The organism is Ruegeria sp. SCP11, assembly GCF_040329455.1.
GTDB classification, from domain to species: domain Bacteria; phylum Pseudomonadota; class Alphaproteobacteria; order Rhodobacterales; family Rhodobacteraceae; genus Ruegeria; species Ruegeria atlantica_E.
Window position 1 is genome coordinate 186187 of record NZ_JBDZYG010000004.1, and the last position, 19418, is coordinate 205604.

Genomic DNA, 19418 nt, shown 5'->3' on the forward strand with positions numbered 1-19418 from the left:
GAACCCTAGGGTTCAAACTGAGAAAAATAAATGGACGAATTGGATAACAGGTTGCTGAATGCCCTGCATCGGGACGCGCGGGCCTCGCTGTCCGAGCTAGCTGAAACGCTGGGGGTGACTCGCACCACCGTGCGCAGTCGATTGCAGCGATTGAAGCAATCTGGTGAGATTGTGGGCTTTACCGTTCTCACACGGCTGGACGTTGCAGAAAGCCCGGTGCGCGGCCTGATGATGTTGGAAATCGAAGGCCGCGGGACTGAGAGAACGATGGCTAGAATTGCCGCTCTGCGACAGGTGCGAAGTGTGCATACGACCAACGGAAGCTGGGATCTGATTGCCGAGATCGGCACCGAAACCCTTGCGGAACTCGACGAGGTCCTATTCCAGATACGTCGGATGGAGGGGATCACTCGGTCCGAGACCAATCTATTGCTCTCTACACGCAAAGGGCGTGTCTAATCCCTCGTAGCGCTTTGAGGTTCAAGGAAATTGTGCCAAGGTTGCCCTGCGTCGCCCATCCGCGCGCGGGATCGTTGCAGTGCCTCAGAGCAGGGGGAAACCATGACCACGCAGGAGACTGACAAGGAACTCTGGGCGGTGCGTCTTGCCGAGCGGGTAACCGGATTTCTTGAAAAGCCCGCTGTCCGGATTGCTGTACCAATTCTGGTTACGCTGATCGCATTGGTTGTGCTGCACGAACTGTCTCAACATGTGAAATGGGCGGATGTTCAGACCGATGTGGCGAACATGTCCTGGAAGCTCATGTTCTTCGCCTTTTGCTGGACCTGCTTCAGCTTTCTGTCCCTCTCTATGTACGATGTGTTCGCCGTGCAAAGCGTAGCGAAGGGTGAGGTGCCCTTACCCGTCGCAGGCATGGCCGGGGCCAGCGGCTATGCCGTGTCGAACTGCCTTGGGTTTTCCTACATCACTGGGACGGCGATCCGTTATCGCATCTACGCTTCGCTCGGGTTGGACCTGAGCAGGGTCGCTGGGGTTATTGCAACGTCGTGGATCGCGTTTTGGTCCGGGCTCGTGTTTCTGCTGGGCGTTTTGTTTACGCTGCACCCGGATGGGATTTCAAAGATTCTGCCGATCAGTGATACCACCGAAACAGTGATCGGGCTGTGCCTGCTTGCCGGTCTGGTGACATTGTTCATCTGGCTGGCCAGGGGCGGGCGCAAACTGGCCTACGGCGGGTTTGGCTTCAACCTGCCGGGCGGCAAGCTGGCTGGCTTGCTGACGCTAGCTGCGATCGGAGACCTGTTCGGTGCTTCGATGGTGCTCTATACCCTGATGCCCTCCGATCTCGCGGTCGGTTATCCCTATTTCTTCACCATCTATATCGGAGCGATTGCGATCGGCATCCTCAGCCATGCGCCGGGCGGGATCGGCGCGTTTGAGGCGACGTTGATTGCTGGTCTGGGTGCCTCTGGCCGGTCAGACGTGATTGCGGCTTTGCTGCTATACCGGTTGGTTTACACTTTCCTGCCGTTTGCCATTGCCACCTTGTCGATTGCCGTCGCCTCGGCCCTGACGCATCGCCACCATATCAGCGGAGCCGCCACGTGGGTTTATCGCGCGATCCGTCCAATTGTTCCGATGGTCGCTGCAGGTGTGACTGCAGTTGCGGGGATCATTTTGCTGGTCTCCGGCGCGCTGCCGTCCAGCAGCCATAGTCTCGGCATGTTGCGGGATTTCCTGCCACTGTCCTTTGTCGAGGCGTCACATTTGGCGGGCAGCGCTGTCGGCGTACTGTTGATCCTCGTTTCGCGCGGGCTGTTTCGAAAACTATACCGTGCGTGGATCGTGGCGATGTTGCTGATGGTGGCGGGGTTTGTCGCCTCGCTGACAAAGGGGCTGGATACGCATGAGGCGATCGGCATGTTGGCCTCGATTGCCTTGCTGGCCACGTTCCGTGATGCGTTCTACCGCGTCAGTGGCGCTTCGATCTTTCGGCTGAACATTCCATGGCTGGTCAGTGTTATCGCCTTGCTGGCGGTGATCTTCTGGATCGGGCTGTTCGCCTATTCTCACGTCGAATACCAGAACGCGCTGTGGTGGGATTTCGCTTGGAACGGCGACGCATCGCGTTTCTTGCGGTCCAGCCTTGTGGTGGCGGTCATCCTGGGCGTGGTGGCTGTGAACTCGCTCTTTGGGCGGGAAATACCTGAGCCCGTACGCACCGAAATCCCTCCAGCTGTTGAGCGTTTGGCGCTGGAAAGCGAAGATACCGAGGCGCAGATTTCCCTGACCGGCGACAAGCAATTCCTGATCGCGCCGGACGAAAGTGCGTTTCTGGCCTATGCCGATACAGGCAACGCACTGATCACAAAGGGTGAGCCGGTGGGTGACGAAAAGGCCGGACAACAATTGATCTGGCAACTGCGTGAGATGGCGGATCGTGAGGGCAAGCTATGCGCTTTCTACAGTGTGTCGACCAAGTACCTGCCGACCTTTCTGGATCTGGGGTTGTCCATCCTGAAAATTGGTGAGGTTGCGCGGGTGCCGCTAAAGGACTTCTCGCTGGATGGCAAATCGCGCAAACGCTTCCGGCAGGCAAAGCATCGAGCGGAGCGTGAAGGTTATGTGTTCGAGGTCATCCCGAAAGAGGACCTCGCTCCGGTGCTGCCCGAATTGCGAAAGATTTCGGATGATTGGCTTAACCAAAAAGCGGGTGAAGAGAAAGGCTTTGCACTGGGTGGATTTGACGAAAAATACCTGTCCTACTTCGACCATGCCGTGCTGCGGAGGGGAGACACCGGTCAGATCGTCGCCTTTGCCAACCTGTTTCAGGGCGGCCATAAATCCGAGTTGTCGCTGGACCTGATGCGATACGAACCGGACGGTTCGAATTTTATTATGGATGCGCTGTTTGCCGAGATGATGTCTTGGGGGGCAGAGCAGGGGTTCCACTGGTTTTCACTGGGGGCGGCGCCGTTTTCTGGGATCGAGAACCGGCAGTTGGCCTCATTCTGGAACCGTGTCGGTGGCTTTGTCTATGAACACGGCGAACAGTTCTATCACTTCGAAGGGTTGCGGTCCTTCAAGCAGAAGTTCGATCCGGAATGGAGCCCGAACTATCTGGCCAGCCCCGGTGGGTTGGCAGCGCCCCGGATTTTGTACGAGGTGAATGTGCTGGTGTCCGGCGGCTTGCGCGGTCTTACGAAATAGTGATTAGTTCAGGCTGGCACGGGTAGGGGTCTCCTGCAGCAGATCTCCCCAGTCGGTCCGATATGCCATCTCAGCCAGAACGGTTTCGGGCAGGAACTCCTGATTCTGACGAATCTGCCAGCCGCCCCCAAGCCCCTTGTAAACCGCGACCAGATTGCTGGACACTTGTTGGCGCGCCTCTATCAGATTGGCCTGAGAGTTCAGCAGAGCAGTCTGCGTATTCAGGATTCGGGAATAGTCGGCGATGCCGTCGCGATACTGATCCACGGCGATCTCAGCCGCCTTGCGCGATGCGGCGACGCTATTTTCATAAAACCCCACCTGCTTCCGCGACTGGGCATAAGCGACCATCGCGCTTTCCACTTCGGAATAGGCCGTCAGCACGGTGTTCTGGTAATTGGCGATCAGCGCCTGATAAGCTGCGTCCTGCGCGCGGACGTTGTTCTTGATCCGGCCGTAATTCAGCACATTCCAGACTACACCAGCATTGGCCAATCCGGTGGAACTGGCCGAGGTAAACAAATCTCGGCCGCCCGAGGCCTGCAGGCCGATAGAGCCCGACAGAATGAATTGCGGATAGAGGTCCGCCATCGCAATCCCGACTTGCGCCGATTGGGTGGCGGCTGCCAACTCGGCCGCCCGCACATCGGGGCGGCGTCGCAGCAGTTCCGCCGGGACACCAACGGCCACATTGGACCGGGCCGAAGGGATGCGTCCGGAACTGCCCAGCAGGCTGGTCATCCGCGACGGTGTTGTTCCCAGCAAAACGGCCAGAGCATTCTTGGTTTGCTGAATGTCACTCTCAATTTCGGGCACCAGAGCTTTGGTGTTGTTCAGCAAAGCGGTGGATTCCTGCACGTCCAACTCAGTCGTCACGCCGTTGTTAAACCGTAGCTCTGTCAGGTCAGCGGATTCCTGTTGCAGTTGAATGTTCTCGCGCGCAATGGCCAAAGATTCCTGAAGCGCGCGGATGTTCACATACAATGCCGCCACATCCCCGGTCAGAGTCACCAACGCGTCGTCATAGTTGGCCACTTGCAGCGCAAGATTGGACCGCGCCGCTTGAACGCCACGCCGTTGCTGGCCCCAGACATCCAATTCCCATTGGGCATCGAACCCGACCTGCGAAGTCGAAAACTCGGTATCCAATGGGATGATCCGCCGGATATCTGAAATCGGCCCGAGATTGTCACTGACCTGACGCCGCTCGATCGATCCGCCGATGGCCTGCGATTGTGGGTACAGTTCCCCGAATGCAATCCCCAACTGAGCGCGGGCCTGCAGAACGCGGGCACCAGCAACCTGCAAGTCAAGGTTCTGGGCATAGGCCTCTGCGACCAGTTTGTTCAGAGTAGGGTCATTAAATGTCTCCCACCATTTGACCACCGGCGCACTGCGCGAAGTCAGGCCGCTGGGGCCGGTGTTGGGGCTGTTGACCTCGATCCATTCTTTTACGACCGGCGAGTTCGGGCGCACGAAGTCCGGACCAACCGGTGTACAGCCGACCAGCAGCGCAGCGCAAAGGGCGGTGCCAATCAGTTTGCTGTGAAGTCTGGCCCGGGTCATGTCATGTGTCCTCAGATATCCAGTGGTCGGATGAAGTTGGCGAAGGAATAAAGGCGGATATTGATGCGGCGCAGAAACTCGAAGCTCTTGCCTTGCCCGGTGTAGATCGCCACGGCGGCGTGGCCACCAGCAGGGAAGGTGTGACCATCGGGGATATCGACCGAGATTTGCACTGCGATGCGCCCCGGGAGTTTCGGCAATTCAAACCCGGGCAGGCGACCCGATGGCAGGTACTGACCCTGACGGGTGGCCCACCAGATCGCCTCGACCTTGCCGGTCAGAATCTCGCCGGGATAAAGGTCCAACGCCACCTCAACCTCTTGTCCGGGTTCGACGAACTTAAGGTTCTGCTGGCGATAGGTGGCAAGGATGTAAGGGTTATCCTTCGTTACGAAGCTCGCAATCGCGCCAAGCCGGATTTCACCCACAACCAGCCCGGGACGGGCCTGCTGCGAGACAATCATGCCGTCTTCGGGCGCGTAAATTGTTGTATTGTTAAGAAAGTACTGGGCTTTCTCCAGTTGCGCCTGCGCCTGAAGGATGCCTGTGTTCACCCCGTCGATCTGCGAATCCAACGCCAGTTGCGCCTTTTCCAGATTGGCCTCGGCCTCTTTGATCTGGGCCTGATCCTCGGTGACCTGCTCGTTCCAGCGGTCCAACTCATCCTGACGCGCGCCACCGGCGGGCACGAGATTTTCATAGCGCGCTTGTTGCGTCAGCGCATAAGCCAGTTGCGCATTCGCGCGCTCGACATTTTCGGCGGCGACAATCACATCCTGTTCAAGGATTTTGGCATTCTGCTCGGCGGCAACCAATTGTGCGGTGGCCTCTTCAACCTCCAGCGCGAAAACGGTGTCGTCAAAGCGATAAAGAGGATCGCCTTTTTTGACCTCGGTATTGGGTTCGACCAGAACCTCGGTCAGGAGGGTGGGCTGGGTTAACCGAGGCACGATCTGAATGGTCGAGCGGACCACATGGCTGTCGAGGGAAAACGGTTGAAAGAACCGCAAAGCAACGAGGAAAACCAGGAGCAGATGCGCGCCGACCCAAAAGGTGACAATCCCCCAGGTAATATTGAATTTCAGCCACTTCGCTTTGAAGAAAATGAACCAGACAAAAATGATGTAGAACAGCGTAATGCCGAGGGCGACAAACATATTTTGTGACTTCCTTTGGCCTTAGCTTTTCTGCGTCTCGTCGGGATCAAGCGGGTCACGGTACTCTTCGTTCAGCGTGCCGCCCAACCGTTTGATTTCCTTGCGGACCGCGTCGCGCTCATCATCCGGCATACGGCGGATATCCACGGTGGCGCTATCGTGGAACGCCCAGATAAAGGCGTGGACCCACGGAACAATGGCCAAAAACCCCATCCAGCCCATAATTTTGACGGACTCTGCGTGCGGATGATTACGCTTGATCGCGATACGTCCCGGCAATCCCATGATGAACAGAAATAGCCCCATCACTGCTGCCAGCAGTAAAATCAGTGCCACGAATGTCAGGTAGTCGTAGACGCCCAGTGGCTGCCCTAGTAGTCCCATGCTCGTGCCTCCTTTTGGGAAGGTTACTCCATCCTCAGTTGTTGGTGCCCAGTTCGTCAATCAATTTATGGTCGTCAGCCGGTTTCTTGAATTTTCGCCGACAACAAGGCGGGCGTGAATATTAGCCGATTTTCGGCAATGGTCGTCGAATGGAAAGAGTTCAGGTGCTGTTATGGCAAATATTAGCGCGCATTTGAGCGCCAACACTGCCCTGATCTCTCTGTGTGCGCGACGGTAACTTTAGGGTGAGTGTGTCAGGCGAATTAAAATCTGGCAAGAACCTGAATTCAGGATTTTCGTTTAATGCGAGTTACTTGGTGTCAGGCGCACAGGTTTACTTGAGTTTTCCACTCGACGCATTTCCGAGCCAGTTCTGTGGGCAGGGCGTGATCAGTGTAGAATACGTCCACATCGGACAGCGACGCGATCCGCGCCGGGGCGGTGCGCTGGAACTTGGATTGGTCGGCGACCAGAAAAGTCTGGCGAGACTGCGCAATGATAGTCTGGCTGACGCGCACTTCCTGAAAATCGAAATCCAGCAAGTCTCCTTCGGCATCCATCGCCGAACATCCAATGATGGCAAAATCGAACTTAAATTGCTCGATGGTCGAGATTGTGAGGTTTCCGACCAATCCACCGTCGGAACGGCGCAACACGCCACCTGCCACGACGATCTGACAATTGGGGTTGTCGACCAGAATATTGGCGACGTTCATATTGTTCGTCACCACCATCAGATCCCTATGGCCCAGCAACTGCCGGGCGACGGCCTCGGTTGAGGTGCCAATGTTCAGGAATACTGACGCACCGTCAGGAATACATTGCGCGCATCTTTGCGCGATGCGTGCTTTGGCGTCCGCGTTCATAGCGCGGCGATCCTCATAGCCAATATTGGACACGCCCGAGCGCAAGACTGCGCCGCCATGTACGCGATCCAACTTGCCCATGTCGGCCAGTTCCGAGAGGTCGCGGCGGATGGTTTGGACAGTCACGTCAAACCGCTCGGCCAGCTCTTCCACCGTCACGCGGCCGTCCAGTTTGGCAATGTTCAGAATGTCGGACTGACGAAAGGAAAGGGACACGGCTTGCTCCAATAAGGATATGTTCGGTTTTGTTCTATTTTAGACCAATTGCAACTGATCGTTCGTTTTTTGCTCAAATTCTGTTTACCGTGCGGCAAAACGAACATAAGCGAAAAACAACGTTGACGATACGAGTGTTCCCGCGATTAATAAGCGCACGTTTTCCACCTTGGGGAATCATCCGGATATGGAACAGACAAACGAACAGGTGTCGGACCTTTTCATCATCGGTGGTGGCATCAATGGATGCGGCATCGCGCGGGATGCCGCGGGCCGGGGGCTTTCGGTGACATTGGCCGAGATGAACGATCTGGCTTCGGCAACATCATCGGCCTCGACCAAACTGTTCCACGGGGGACTACGCTATCTGGAGTATTTCGAGTTTCGGCTTGTCCGAGAGGCTCTGATTGAACGCGAAACCCTTTTGCGGGCGATGCCGCATATCAGCTGGCCCATGCGCTTTGTGCTGCCTTACCACGCGGATATGAGGTTTGACTCTGAAACGCCGACTTCGCGCTTGTTGAGCACCGTCATGCCCTGGATGAAAGGGCGAAGACCAACTTGGCTGATCCGGCTGGGACTATTTATGTACGACCATCTGGGCGGGCGTAAAATCCTGCCGGGTACAGCCTCGTTGGACCTGAAGACGGCGCCCGAGGGGCGACCTCTAAAGGACAAGTTCGAAACTGCATATGAATATTCCGACTGCTGGATTGAGGATTCGCGCTTGGTTGTTCTTAATGCGCGAGACGCTGAGGCGCGTGGCGCGGAAATTTTGGTTCGCACCGAGGTTTTATCGGCCGAACGCGTCGGCGATCTGTGGGCAGTAAAGGTCCGAGACAGCGGTAGCGGCGACATTCGCGTGATCAAAGCCAGAATGCTGGTCAACGCTGGCGGTCCGTGGGTGGGGGACATCATCCAATCGAAAATCCGCGTGAACTCGCGAGAGGGTGTCCGGCTGGTGCGTGGCAGCCATATCGTGACCCGCAAGCTGTTCGATCACGACAAGTGCTATTTCTTCCAAGGCGAGGATGGCCGTATTATCTTTGCTATTCCCTATGAGCGCGACTTTACCCTGATTGGCACGACGGATCAGGATCATCCGAATCCATCCGAAACTCCGGTATGTACTGAAGCGGAACAGGACTATCTGTGCGCCTTTGCCACCAAGTACTTCAAGTCGCCGGTGACGCGTGACGACATCGTCTGGGCCTATTCCGGTGTCCGCCCCCTGTATGACGACGGTGCCAGCAGCGCGACCGCTGCGACAAGGGATTACACTTTGAAAGTGGACGCGCAGGGCGGAGCGCCGGTTTTGAACGTCTTTGGAGGAAAGATCACAACGTACCGTAGGCTTGCAGAAAGTGCCCTTGAAAAGGTGGCCGAGCATTTCCCAGATCTGCCCGGATCGTGGACGGCCGGCGTTGCTTTGCCCGGCGGTGACTTCCCGGTCGATGGGGTGCAGGATCTGGTCGCCGGGTTGGAATCTGACTATGTCTTTCTGGATCAAGCTTGGGCCAAACGCCTCGTGCGTGCGTATGGAACTGAGGCGCGTGCAATTCTGGGGCAGGTGGCAACTGCCGAAGAATTGGGCGAGGACTTCGGAGCCACTCTAACCGCACGGGAATTGGAGTGGCTGATGGACAAGGAATATGCGCGTACGGCCGAGGATGTGGTCTGGCGAAGAAACAAGTTGGGTTTGCGGTTAAGTGCCGAGCAGATTGCTCGGATCCAGGACTGGATGGATCAACGCAGCGCGCAAGCCGCTGCCTAAGAAAAAGCCCCGCCAAATCGGCGGGGCTTTTGTTTTAAGCCGCTTCTTCCGAAGGACCGGGATCGTTCTTGGTGCCCTTGATCCACTCCCTGAGGCTTTGCATCAGGGCATATAGTACGGGCACAAGAATGACACCGACCAGTGTCGCTGCCAGCATCCCGCCAAAGACTGCTACACCGATGGCCTTCTGGCTGGCCGCGCCTGCACCGCTGGCGGCCAGCAGAGGCACAACACCCAGCAGGAAGGACAGGGCAGTCATCATTACCGCACGAAAACGCTGGAAGGCGGCCTCGGCGGCGGCATCCTTGATTGATAGTCCATTGGCCCTCTGTTCCATCGCAAATTCGACGATCAGAATGCCGTTCTTTGACGCCAGCCCCACAAGCATGATCATCCCGATCTGCGTATACAGGTTGATGTCACTGCCCACGATGGCCACGGCGGCCACCGCACCGAACAGGGCGACGATCACCGAGAGCAGGATGGATACCGGCATCGTCCAACTCTCGTATTGCCCGACAAGGAACAAATAACCGAACATGATCGCCAGACCCAGGATCACGATCACAAGGCCACCCGTGGCCAATTGCTGTTGTGCCGTCCCTGTCCACTCAAAAGCGTAGCCGGGCGGTAGGGCGGTTGCCGATTCCTCGGTCATCACGGTGATCGCGTCACCGGTTGAAAGGCCCGGCGCAGGTACTGCGGTTACTGTTGCCGATCGGAACAGGTTGTGCCGCTTCAACAAAACCGGACCCAGCACGTTTTCAACGTCGATCAGTGTGCCCAGCGGCACCATCTCTCCCTCTTGCGACCGGACATAGAGGTTCGAGATATCTTCGACATTGTCGCGATAGCTTCCGTCGGCCTGAATCATCACGCGATAGACCCGTCCGAACAGGTTGAAGTCGTTCACGTAGAACGATCCCAACTGCGCCTGCATGGTCTGGAATACTTCGGCCACGGACACGTTCAGCGTCTTGGCTTTCTCGCGGTCCAGATCGACGAACAACTGCGGAACGTTCGCACGGAAGGTGGTATAGGCCTGCCCGATCTCGGGTCGCTGGTTCGCGGCGTAGACAAACGAACCCACGGCCGAGGCCAGATCCTGTGGTGAACCGCCACCGGTCTGCTGTACCTCCATCTCGACACCGGCTGAGTTACCGAGGCCCTGAATCGGCGGTGGGTTGAAGGCCACGATTGAGGCCGCGGACTCGCCATAAGCAATCGCAAGAACCTTCTGGAGAATTGCGTCCGCACTTAAGTCATCATCTTGACGTTCATCCCAGTTTTCGAGGTTCACGAAGATTGCCGCGCCGTTCGTCGTGGTGCCATTCAGGATCGAGAAGCCGTTGATCAAAACGGTGCTCGACACGCCCGGGATTTGCTGAATTTGATCGTCGACACGTGCCGAGACGACCTCGGTCCGTTCCAGCGTTGCCGCATCGGGTAGTTGAATGTCGACGAACAAGTAACCGTTGTCCTCAAGCGGCAAGAACCCGCTGGATGTGTTCGACATGATTGTGCCTGCACCCATCGCCAGCGCAACGATGATGCCAAGGCCAATCACCGGCAGGATCAGCAGCTTACGTACGATGGCTACATAGCCATTGCGAACGCTTCCAATAAACCGCTCGAACACCGCCAGAAGGCCCTTGGGAGGACCTGACCGTGCTTGCAGAACAAGCCCGCACAAGGCCGGTGACAGGGTCAGAGCGTTGATCGACGAGATCACAACAGCGGTCGAGATTGTCACAGCGAATTGCGAATAAAGCCGTCCCGAGATGCCGGGCATGAAGGTTACCGGCACGAACACGGCGAGCAGAACCAGAGTGGTTGCAATCACCGGGCCGGTGATCTGCCCCATAGCTTTGCGGGTGGCCTCTGCCGGAGGCAGACCTTCTTCCGCGATGATCCTTTCCACGTTTTCGACAACAACAATCGCGTCGTCCACCACGATCCCGATCGCCAGAACCAGCGCAAACAGCGAGATCGTGTTTAGCGACATGCCGAACAATAACAGGAAGGCAAAGGTGCCGATCAGAGAGACCGGGATCGCAACCGCCGGAATGATCGTCGCGCGCCAACTGCCCAGAAAGATGAAAACGACAGTGATCACCAGCGTGAATGTCATGATCAGGGTAGTGACCACATCATTCAGGGACTGTTCAACAAAGTCGGTGGTGTTGAAGGGAACGTCATATTCAACGTCGGTCGGGAAGGTGCGTGACAGGCGTTCCAACTCGGCCTCGACCCGTTCAGACACTGCCAGCGCGTTAGCACCGGGTGCTTGATAGATGCCGATGACGGTTGCCGGTACGCTGTCGAAATAGCCCGATGCCGCGTAGTATTGTGCGCCCAGTTCTACCCGTGCGATGTCCTTGACCCGCACGATCGAACCAGCATCACCAGTGCGAATAACAATTTCTCCGAACTCGTCGGCCGAAGTCAGGCGGCCTTTGGTCTTGATCGTGTACTGAAAGGTTTGCCCCTCAGGCACAGGGGGAGCACCGATCGAGCCAGCTGAGACTTCGACGTTCTGCTCACGAATGGCGCTGATCACATCGCCCGGAGTGATGGACAAGGCCGCCATCTTGTCTGGGTCCATCCAGATCCGCATGGCGTATTCCAGATTGGTCAGAACGTCGGCCTTACCCACGCCTTGAACCCGCGCCAATGCGTCTTTCAAGTTAATAGAGGCGTAGTTCGACAGAAACACACTGTCATAGGTGCCGTTCGGCGAAGTCAGCGTTACCAACAGAAGCATGTTGGTCGACGCCTTTTGCGTGACCACGCCCGATGATGTCACTTCGGAGGGCAGCGAGGACATGGCCTGCGCCACCCGGTTCTGCACGTTCACCGAGGCAATGTCGGGGTCGGTGCCGACCTCGAAGGTAATATTCAACGAATACGAACCGTTGTCCGATGAGGTAGACGTCATATAGATCATGTCGTCCACGCCATTCACCTGCGCCTCGATAGGGGCGGCGACGGTGTTTTCCACCGTTTCAGCGTTCGCACCGGTGTAAGTGGTCGTTACACTGACCACAGGCGGTGTAATGTCGGGGAACTGGGCCACCGGCAGAACCAGATAGCCAATCCCACCCATGATGGTCAGGACGAGTGAAATAACAAGCGCCAGCTTAGGCCGGCTAATGAACAGGGCTGAGAACATCGGTTACTCTCCCGGCTGCTCAGATGCCACGACGGCATCTACAGCGACGCCTGGGCGGACCCTTTGAAGGCCCTCGACGATGACGCTTTCCCCTTCACGTAGACCGTCCTTGACGATCACCGCCGTTCCTTCGTTGTCTCCGGTGGTGATATAGCGCTGCTCGACCATCTGCTGGTCGTTGACGACCAGCACAAATTCGCCTCGTTGGTCGCGTTGCAGCGCGGCTTGTGGAACCAGGACCTCAAGTGTGGGTTCCAGCGCTTCGATTTGCACGCTTAGAAACGCACCGTCGATGATGAGCCGGTTTTCGTTGGGGAATTCGGCGCGCATCCTGATAGCACCGGTCAGAGGGTCGATCCGGTTGTCGACGAACACAATTTTACCGGTTTCATCCAGTTCCGATCCGTTCGGCAATGTTACGTGCACGTTCGGGCTTTTGTTGCTTTCCGCCAGGGACGAAGCGTTCTCTCCTACAGCCTCAAGAACCGTGGTGAACTGCTTTTCATTGATGGAAAAATTGACGTAGATAGGAGCTTCGCTGACGATATTGACCAGCGGAGGGTTGGTCGGACCGACAACGTCACCGACACTGATCGCAACCCGACCGATGCGACCATCAAAGGGCGCGTGGATTTTTGTATAGCTTAGGTCAAGCTCCGCCTGCTGAATCGCAGCTTTGGCGGCTTTTACCTCAGCCTCGGCTACTAATTCGTTAGCCCGGGCGATATCGCGCTCGGATTCCGGTGTAGCGTCGCGTCTGTACAGCTCCTCTTTACGAGCCAGATCGACCTTTGCCAGTTCCAGGTTGGCTTCGGCCCTGTCCAGATCGGCGTTTCGGGATTGCAGTGTCGCCTCGTAAAGGTCAGGTTCGATGGTGAACAGCACGTCACCCCGTTTGACCAAGGCACCATCTTCTACGTTCTGGCTTTCCAGAAACCCGCTGACGCGCGCAACGATATCGGCCTTGTCCAGTGCCTCAGCCCGCCCGATAAAGACAGCTTCTTCGGTGATTTCCTCAGTATAGGCTGCCGCAATCGACACTTTTGGGGGCGGGGCTTCACTTTGATCTTGCGCTGCGGCCGCATGCGCCAAGCTCAGGCAGACCAAACCGGCAAGGGCTGGGGATGGTCCGCCAAAGCGGAATAGAGTGTTCTTCAATGCAAGGGACATGGCGGGCGCCTCGTTAATTCTAAGGATTTCTCGTGAGAGCGCGCTGATCGCCTCGACGAGTCGATTGAATTTCAGGTCAGGATGGCCGTTTTGAGACATGATCTCAAGCTTATTGAACGCAATAGATTGCCGAGAACCACGGAATTTTTTCCGTCTCTGAGAAGACTTAGGTCTATGTGTCAACGTTTTAGGGGTGACAAATGAATCGTGGGCCAAATGGCCCACGATTCCCAATTCTAGATTTCTGGCGGATCAAGCGCGCGTGCCAGCGAACCTTGTCTGCCAATCCTCGCGTTGTTCGTCGGTGACTTTTGCGAACAACACGTCGGGCACAGTAAACTCATGCGCGGCGGGCAGTGCTTCCAGCGCGGCAGCGACATCGTCGGGCCAGTTGGTGTCCAGCGTGTTCATTGCGCTCAACATCTTCGCCGAGGTTTCCGGGATGAACGGCGCACTGAGGACCGCGTACAGACGGATCAGGTTCAAGCCCAGACGTACCTGTGCTGCGGCCTGTTCCGGGTCTTCCTTGAAAGTCGACCATGGGGCGGCGGCTTGCAGGTATTCGTTGCCCGCAACCCAGATTGCCCGCAACTCCTGAGCCGATTTGCGAACCTCCATCGCCTCCATATGCCCTTCATAGGCGCGGACACGTTTGGTGAGTTCTTCGATCAGGGTCAGCTCACGCTCACCATAGCTCCCGCCTTCCGGAACGGCTTCTCCGAATTTCGAGCGGCAGAATTTTGTGATCCGGCTGACGAAGTTGCCGAGTACATCCGCAAGGTCTTTGTTCACCGATTGCTGGAAGTTCTCCCAGGTGAACTCACTGTCGCTGCTTTCCGGTGCATGGCTCAGCAGCCACCAGCGCCAGTAATCAGCGGGCAAAATCTCCAGCGCCTGATCCATGAACACGCCACGACCTTGAGAGGTCGAGAACTGACCGCCGTCATAGTTCAGGTAGTTGAAGGATTTCAGGTGGTCGACCATTTTCCACGGTTCGCCCGAACCCAGAATGGTGGCCGGGAAGGACAGGGTATGGAAGGGCACATTGTCCTTGCCCATAAACTGCACGTAGCGCACGTCGTCTGCACCTTTGTCGGTGCGCCACCAGCGTTCCCAATCGGCATCAGATTTGCCGTTGGCATCCGCCCATTCCTTGGCGCAGGCGATGTATTCGATCGGCGCGTCGAACCAGACGTAGAAAACCTTGCCTTCCATGCCGGGCCAGTCTTGGTCGCCTTTCTTGACCGGTACACCCCAGTCCAGATCGCGAGTAATCCCGCGGTCTTGTAGGCCGTCGCCGTCATGCAACCATTTCTTGGCGATGGATGTGGTCAGGATCGGCCAGTCGGTCTTGCTGTCGATCCAGGCATCCAACTCATCCTTCATTGCCGACTGGCGCAGATACAGGTGCTTGGTCTCGCGCACTTCGAGATCGGTCGAGCCGGAAATGGCCGAGCGAGGCTCGATCAGGTCGGTCGGATCCAGTTGCTTGGTGCAGTTTTCACACTGGTCTCCTCGCGCGCGTTCGTACCCGCAATTGGGGCAGGTGCCCTCGATATAACGGTCGGGCAGAAAGCGGCCGTCGGCATTGGAATAAACCTGCTTCTCGCTGACTTCTCGGATCAGCCCAGCCTCATCCAGTTTGCCTGCGAAATGCTGAGTCAGGCGTTTGTTCTGTTCGCTGGAGGAGCGGCCAAAGTGATCGAAGCTGAGCCCAAAACGTTTGGCGATATCGGCCTGAACCGCATACATATCGGCACAGTATTCGGCCACGGGTTTGTCAGCTTTTGCTGCGGCCAATTCCGCCGGAGTACCATGCTCATCCGTGGCGCAAAGGAACATAACCTCGTTCCCACGGCCACGCTGATAGCGTGCGTACAGGTCAGCGGGCAATTGCGAGCCGATCAGGTTGCCGAGGTGCTTGATCCCGTTGATGTAGGGGATCGCCGAGGTGATGAGAATTCGAGCCATGTTCCGTATCCGCGTAACTGTCTGGGCGCCCGTCTACCTTATGTCACCGGCCAGCAAAAGCCCGGGTTTCGCAGGGATGTCATTTTAGACACTTATGTCCGCGAGAATCCGGCCAAAACCTGAACGCGGATTGCACTTGGTTCAAGCGACGCATTACCCATAGGTTGTAAATCAGAATCACAACCTCTTGAATTTTCGGGATGTATACCCATCTATTACGTATACCAAAGTATACAATAACGAGGGCAACCTGCTGATGCTTGACTTTCTACTAGAGGGTGCGTTTGCGCCCTTTACCTTGGCGCTTGTGCTTCTGTTCGGTCTTCTGGGCCTTGAACTGATTGCGCTGGTTCTGGGTGGAAGTCTGATGGCGGGTGAGGCCGAAGCCGATCTGGACATGGTCGATGCCCCGGACATGGATATTGGCGACTTTGATCTGGATATCGATGCGGATGTCGATCTGGGTGATTTCGAACTGGCTGAGGTTGAGGCCGAGGTTCCAACCGCGACAGCGGCAGGCCCGCTGAGTTGGTTGGGGATTGGCAAGATACCCTTCATGATCTGGGTTGCGGTTCTGCTGGCCGGGTTCGGACTGTCCGGAATGGGCCTGCAGCTGGCGATGCGTGATCTGCTAGGCTTTGATCTGCCAGGCTGGATAGCAGCAATTCCCGCCGGAGTATTTGGTGTGTGGTTTGCGCGAGGGGTCGGCGGTGTTTTCGCTCGACTGCTGCCGAAAACAGAGACCCAGGCAATGTCCGAGCGCCTGCTGGCCCGTCGGCGTGGCGTGGTTACGCAAGGAACCGCAACCCGCGGACGTCCCGCCGAAGTACGCGTGACCGACCGCTATGGAAATTCTCATTACCTGCGGGCCGAACCGCTGCAGGACAAGGACACGCTGAAACAAGGCACCGAGGTTCTGGTGCTGCGTGATCGACGGCGCGACCGGTTCGTTCTGGTCGGCTTGTCAGACTAACGAAATTTCAAACCCCAACTAGGAGGATTTTGCATGGAACTTACATTCCTGGCCGTCACAGTTGTGACTTTATTAGCGGTAGTTTTGTTTATCGGCCTTGTACTTGGCCGTCTCTATCGCCGCGCGACCCGAGAGGTCAGCCTGGTGAAAACGGGCGCAGGTGGCAAAAAGGTCATCATGGATGGCGGCGTTATCATCGTGCCCCTGCTGCACGAAGTCAGCCCCGTCAACATGAAGACCCTGCGCCTTGAGGTGCAGCGCAGCGGTGAGGCTGCTCTGATCACCAAGGACCGTATGCGCGTCGATGTGGGCGTCGAGTTTTACGTCTCGGTCATGGCGACCGAAGAGGGCATCGCACGTGCCGCGCAGACGCTGGGGGATCGTACCTTTGACGTTGAGCAACTGCGCGAAATGATCGAGGGCAAGCTGATCGACGGCCTGCGAGCTGTGGCCGCCCAGATGACCATGGACGGTCTGCACGAAAACCGTGCCGACTTTGTCCAAGAGGTGCAGAACGCCGTCTCCGAAGACTTGCTGAAAAACGGTCTGTCTTTGGAATCCGTCTCTCTGACCGCGCTGGACCAGACGCCGTTTGAAGCGCTGGACGAAAACAACGCCTTTAATGCTGTGGGTATGCGGAAGCTGGCCGAGGTGATCGCCGTCTCCAAGAAAGAGCGCGCGCAGATTGATGCCGAGGCTGAAGTTGAAGTGCGCCGCGCTGCGATGGAAGCGGAGCGCCAGAAACTGCTGATCGAGCAGGATGAGGCGCAGGCACGCATCGAGCAGACTCAAAAAGTGGAAACCCTGCGCGTGGCGCAAGAGGCCGAGATCGCCGCGCGGACCGAGGACTCGGTTCGTGAAACCGAACGCGCCCGGATTGCGCGTGAAGAAGCCATCCGAGCCGCCGAGATCGAGCGTGAGCGCAAGATCCGCGATGCTGAGATCGCCAAAGAGCGTGAGTTGGAAGTGGCAGAGCAAGAACGCCAGATCATCATTGCGCAGAAGTCCGAAGAGGAAAGCCGCGCGCGTGCATCGGCTGACCTGGCCCGTGCCGAAGCGACCAAGGCAACCGAAGCCGTGGCAACCGCCCGTGAAGTGGCTGAGGCTGAGCGTCAGAAGCAGATCGCGCTGATTGAAGCCACCCGTGAAGCTGAACGTCAGGCAACGGCGATCCGTCTGGCCGCGCAGGCCGAGAAAGAGGCCGCCGCCGACCGTGCCGAAGCCCGTCGCGAAGAAGCACAGGCCGAAGCGGACGCTCTGAATATCCGCGCCGAGGCCAAGAAGAACGACATGCTGGCTGAAGCGGAAGGTAAGCGCGCGATTGTCGAGGCTGACAACGCGCTGTCGCCGGAACAGATTCGCATGAAGGTGGACCTGACCCGGATCGAGGCGATGCCGTCGATCATCGCGGAAATGGTCAAGCCGGCCGAGAAGATCGACTCGATCAAGATCCATCAGGTTGGTGGGATTGGCGCAGGTCCTGCTGGTGGCGCGGCCAACAGCGACAAGCCGGTGGTCAATCAGGCACTGGACTCGATCATGGGCATGGCGGTGCAGATGCCCGCGCTCAAGAAACTGGGCGAAGAGCTTGGTTTGTCGATGGAGCAGGGTGTCGGTGGCGTCGTGAACGGTGCGCTGGAGCAAACGGTTGAACCTGGCACTGTGGCTGAAGTGGTGGAAGACGAAACTCCGCCGACCCAACAATAAAACAAGGGGCCGGGTTTTCCCGGCCCTTTATTCCTCCCGCGACCGTTTCAGCAATCGCCCAATTGTGAACGACGTTCGCGGTGCGTAGACATAGTTGGTGCGTTCTTCCGGTGTCGGGCGCGAACGCATCCGGGCCATACCAAAAACGATCAGCACAAGATGTCCAACCGCCACAAATGCAAACAGGGCACCGGGACCGAATTCTTCGATCAACGTGGAAGAGATGTAGGGCGAGGCAATGGCCCCCAGCGCGTACCAAAACATCAAGGCCGCAGACAGCTCGACCCGTTCCTCGGTGGTGGCAAAGTCGTTGGCGTGGGCCGATGATACGGAAAAGATCGGAAAAGTTGTCAGACCAAAGACGCCGGCGGCGAGCATGACACCCAATGTGCCTGTGCCGCTTGCTGCCATTGTTACGCCGCAGCTCAGGACGGCCGCGGCGGATAGCCAGATCAGAACCCAGCGCCGGTCATATTTGTCGGCGAGCCAACCCAGCGGGTATTGAGCCAACGCCCCGCCCAAGACAAACGAGGCTAGGAAGAACGCGATCTGATCCACCCCCAAGCCGACCTCTTGGCCGTATACCGGACCGACCATCCGGAAGGACGCGGAACTCAGCGCCGCGACGATCACGCCTGCCACCGCCAGAGGTGAACTGCGCCAGGCTAGTTTAGGCCTTAGCCGCGGGGCGTCCGGGGTTTTTGGTTGTGAGGCCTTGGTCAACGTCAGCGGGAGCAACGCGGCGCAACACAATATGGCCAGCAGGTTATAGGACACATACGACGCCGGGGGGAGTACAGCGATGATCAGCTGCGCACACAAAGATGCGCCCATGTCGACGAACCGATAGGTGCCCATTGCGCGCCCGCGGGTTTCATTGTTGACTTTGGCGTTCAGCCAGGCCTCGATCACCGTGTAACATCCCGCCACACAAGTGCCCGATGCGATCCTAAGGGCGGCCCACACATACGGGTTATCGGTCAGTGTGTGCCCGATCAGCCCCATCGCACCCAATGCGGTGCAGACCGCAAAGGCCCGAGAATGGCCAACGCTGCCCATCAGGCGCGGCGACCACCAGCACCCGACGAAAAACCCGATGAAATGCGCCGAACCCAGCAGACCGATCTGTTCGGTCGTGAAGTCCAGTGTCAAACCCGAAATGGCGTCAAGCGGCCCGACGCCGCCCGTGGAAAGCTGCAGCAGAATGACCGAAAGAAATAGGGCGGCAAAAGAAATGATCGTGCGCATGATGACGCCACCTTGCCCCAATAAAGCAGGAATGCGCGCACCT

13 protein-coding genes are annotated in these 19418 nt (G+C 57.4%); 5 read left to right on the forward strand and 8 right to left on the reverse strand.

The genetic code is table 11. From position 1 onward, the window contains the following. The first annotated feature begins 30 nt into the window (after nucleotides 1-30). Entirely contained in the window at nucleotides 31-459 is a 429-nt protein-coding gene (locus ABLN94_RS08095) for an Lrp/AsnC family transcriptional regulator (protein WP_352991375.1), read from the forward strand. A gap of 102 nt (nucleotides 460-561) precedes the next feature. Further along, nucleotides 562-3171 (forward strand): bifunctional lysylphosphatidylglycerol flippase/synthetase MprF, encoded by a 2610-nt coding sequence (gene mprF, locus ABLN94_RS08100; protein ID WP_352991376.1) that lies wholly within the window; start codon nucleotides 562-564, stop codon nucleotides 3169-3171. 3 nt (nucleotides 3172-3174) lie between these two features. On the opposite strand, the gene ABLN94_RS08105 is transcribed toward mprF, so the two are convergent. From ABLN94_RS08105 to ABLN94_RS08120, 4 genes are all read right to left on the reverse strand, one after another. Next, nucleotides 3175-4737 (reverse strand): efflux transporter outer membrane subunit, encoded by a 1563-nt coding sequence (locus tag ABLN94_RS08105; protein ID WP_352991379.1) that lies wholly within the window; start codon nucleotides 4735-4737, stop codon nucleotides 3175-3177. 11 nt (nucleotides 4738-4748) lie between these two features. Then, the gene (locus ABLN94_RS08110; RefSeq protein ID WP_352991381.1) at nucleotides 4749-5894 is read right to left on the reverse strand and encodes an HlyD family secretion protein; all 1146 of its coding nucleotides are present in this window, start codon (nucleotides 5892-5894) and stop codon (nucleotides 4749-4751) included. 21 nt (nucleotides 5895-5915) lie between these two features. After that, a complete protein-coding gene (locus ABLN94_RS08115; protein ID WP_170487167.1) occupies nucleotides 5916-6278 on the reverse strand; it encodes a DUF3302 domain-containing protein in 363 nt (120 codons plus the stop codon). Between the two features lie 320 nt (nucleotides 6279-6598). Next, a complete protein-coding gene (locus ABLN94_RS08120; protein WP_352991383.1) occupies nucleotides 6599-7360 on the reverse strand; it encodes a DeoR/GlpR family DNA-binding transcription regulator in 762 nt (253 codons plus the stop codon). A gap of 187 nt (nucleotides 7361-7547) precedes the next feature. On the opposite strand from ABLN94_RS08120, the gene glpD reads away from it, so the two are divergent. Next, the gene (gene glpD, locus ABLN94_RS08125; RefSeq protein WP_352991386.1) at nucleotides 7548-9134 is read left to right on the forward strand and encodes a glycerol-3-phosphate dehydrogenase; all 1587 of its coding nucleotides are present in this window, start codon (nucleotides 7548-7550) and stop codon (nucleotides 9132-9134) included. A 34-nt stretch (nucleotides 9135-9168) separates the two neighbouring features. On the opposite strand, the gene ABLN94_RS08130 is transcribed toward glpD, so the two are convergent. The 3 genes from ABLN94_RS08130 to metG all read right to left on the reverse strand — a co-directional run bounded on the left by ABLN94_RS08130 (nucleotide 9169) and on the right by metG (nucleotide 15447). Further along, complete coding sequence (locus ABLN94_RS08130) at nucleotides 9169-12306, reverse strand: efflux RND transporter permease subunit (RefSeq protein WP_352991388.1); 3138 nt, start codon at nucleotides 12304-12306, stop codon at nucleotides 9169-9171. Nucleotides 12307-12309: 3 nt separating this feature from the next. Next, complete coding sequence (locus ABLN94_RS08135; protein WP_352991391.1) at nucleotides 12310-13476, reverse strand: efflux RND transporter periplasmic adaptor subunit; 1167 nt, start codon at nucleotides 13474-13476, stop codon at nucleotides 12310-12312. Between the two features lie 252 nt (nucleotides 13477-13728). Beyond that, a complete protein-coding gene (metG, locus tag ABLN94_RS08140) occupies nucleotides 13729-15447 on the reverse strand; it encodes a methionine--tRNA ligase (RefSeq protein ID WP_352991394.1) in 1719 nt (572 codons plus the stop codon). 256 nt (nucleotides 15448-15703) lie between these two features. Here metG and ABLN94_RS08145 point away from each other — a divergent pair, with 256 nt between their 5' ends. After that, a complete protein-coding gene (locus ABLN94_RS08145; RefSeq protein ID WP_352991397.1) occupies nucleotides 15704-16420 on the forward strand; it encodes an OB-fold-containig protein in 717 nt (238 codons plus the stop codon). 33 nt (nucleotides 16421-16453) lie between these two features. Further along, nucleotides 16454-18127 (forward strand): flotillin family protein, encoded by a 1674-nt coding sequence (locus ABLN94_RS08150; protein ID WP_352991399.1) that lies wholly within the window; start codon nucleotides 16454-16456, stop codon nucleotides 18125-18127. A 27-nt stretch (nucleotides 18128-18154) separates the two neighbouring features. Here ABLN94_RS08150 and ABLN94_RS08155 read toward each other — a convergent pair whose 3' ends face one another. Further along, the gene (locus tag ABLN94_RS08155; RefSeq protein ID WP_170487181.1) at nucleotides 18155-19375 is read right to left on the reverse strand and encodes an MFS transporter; all 1221 of its coding nucleotides are present in this window, start codon (nucleotides 19373-19375) and stop codon (nucleotides 18155-18157) included. Nucleotides 19376-19418 lie beyond the last annotated feature (43 nt).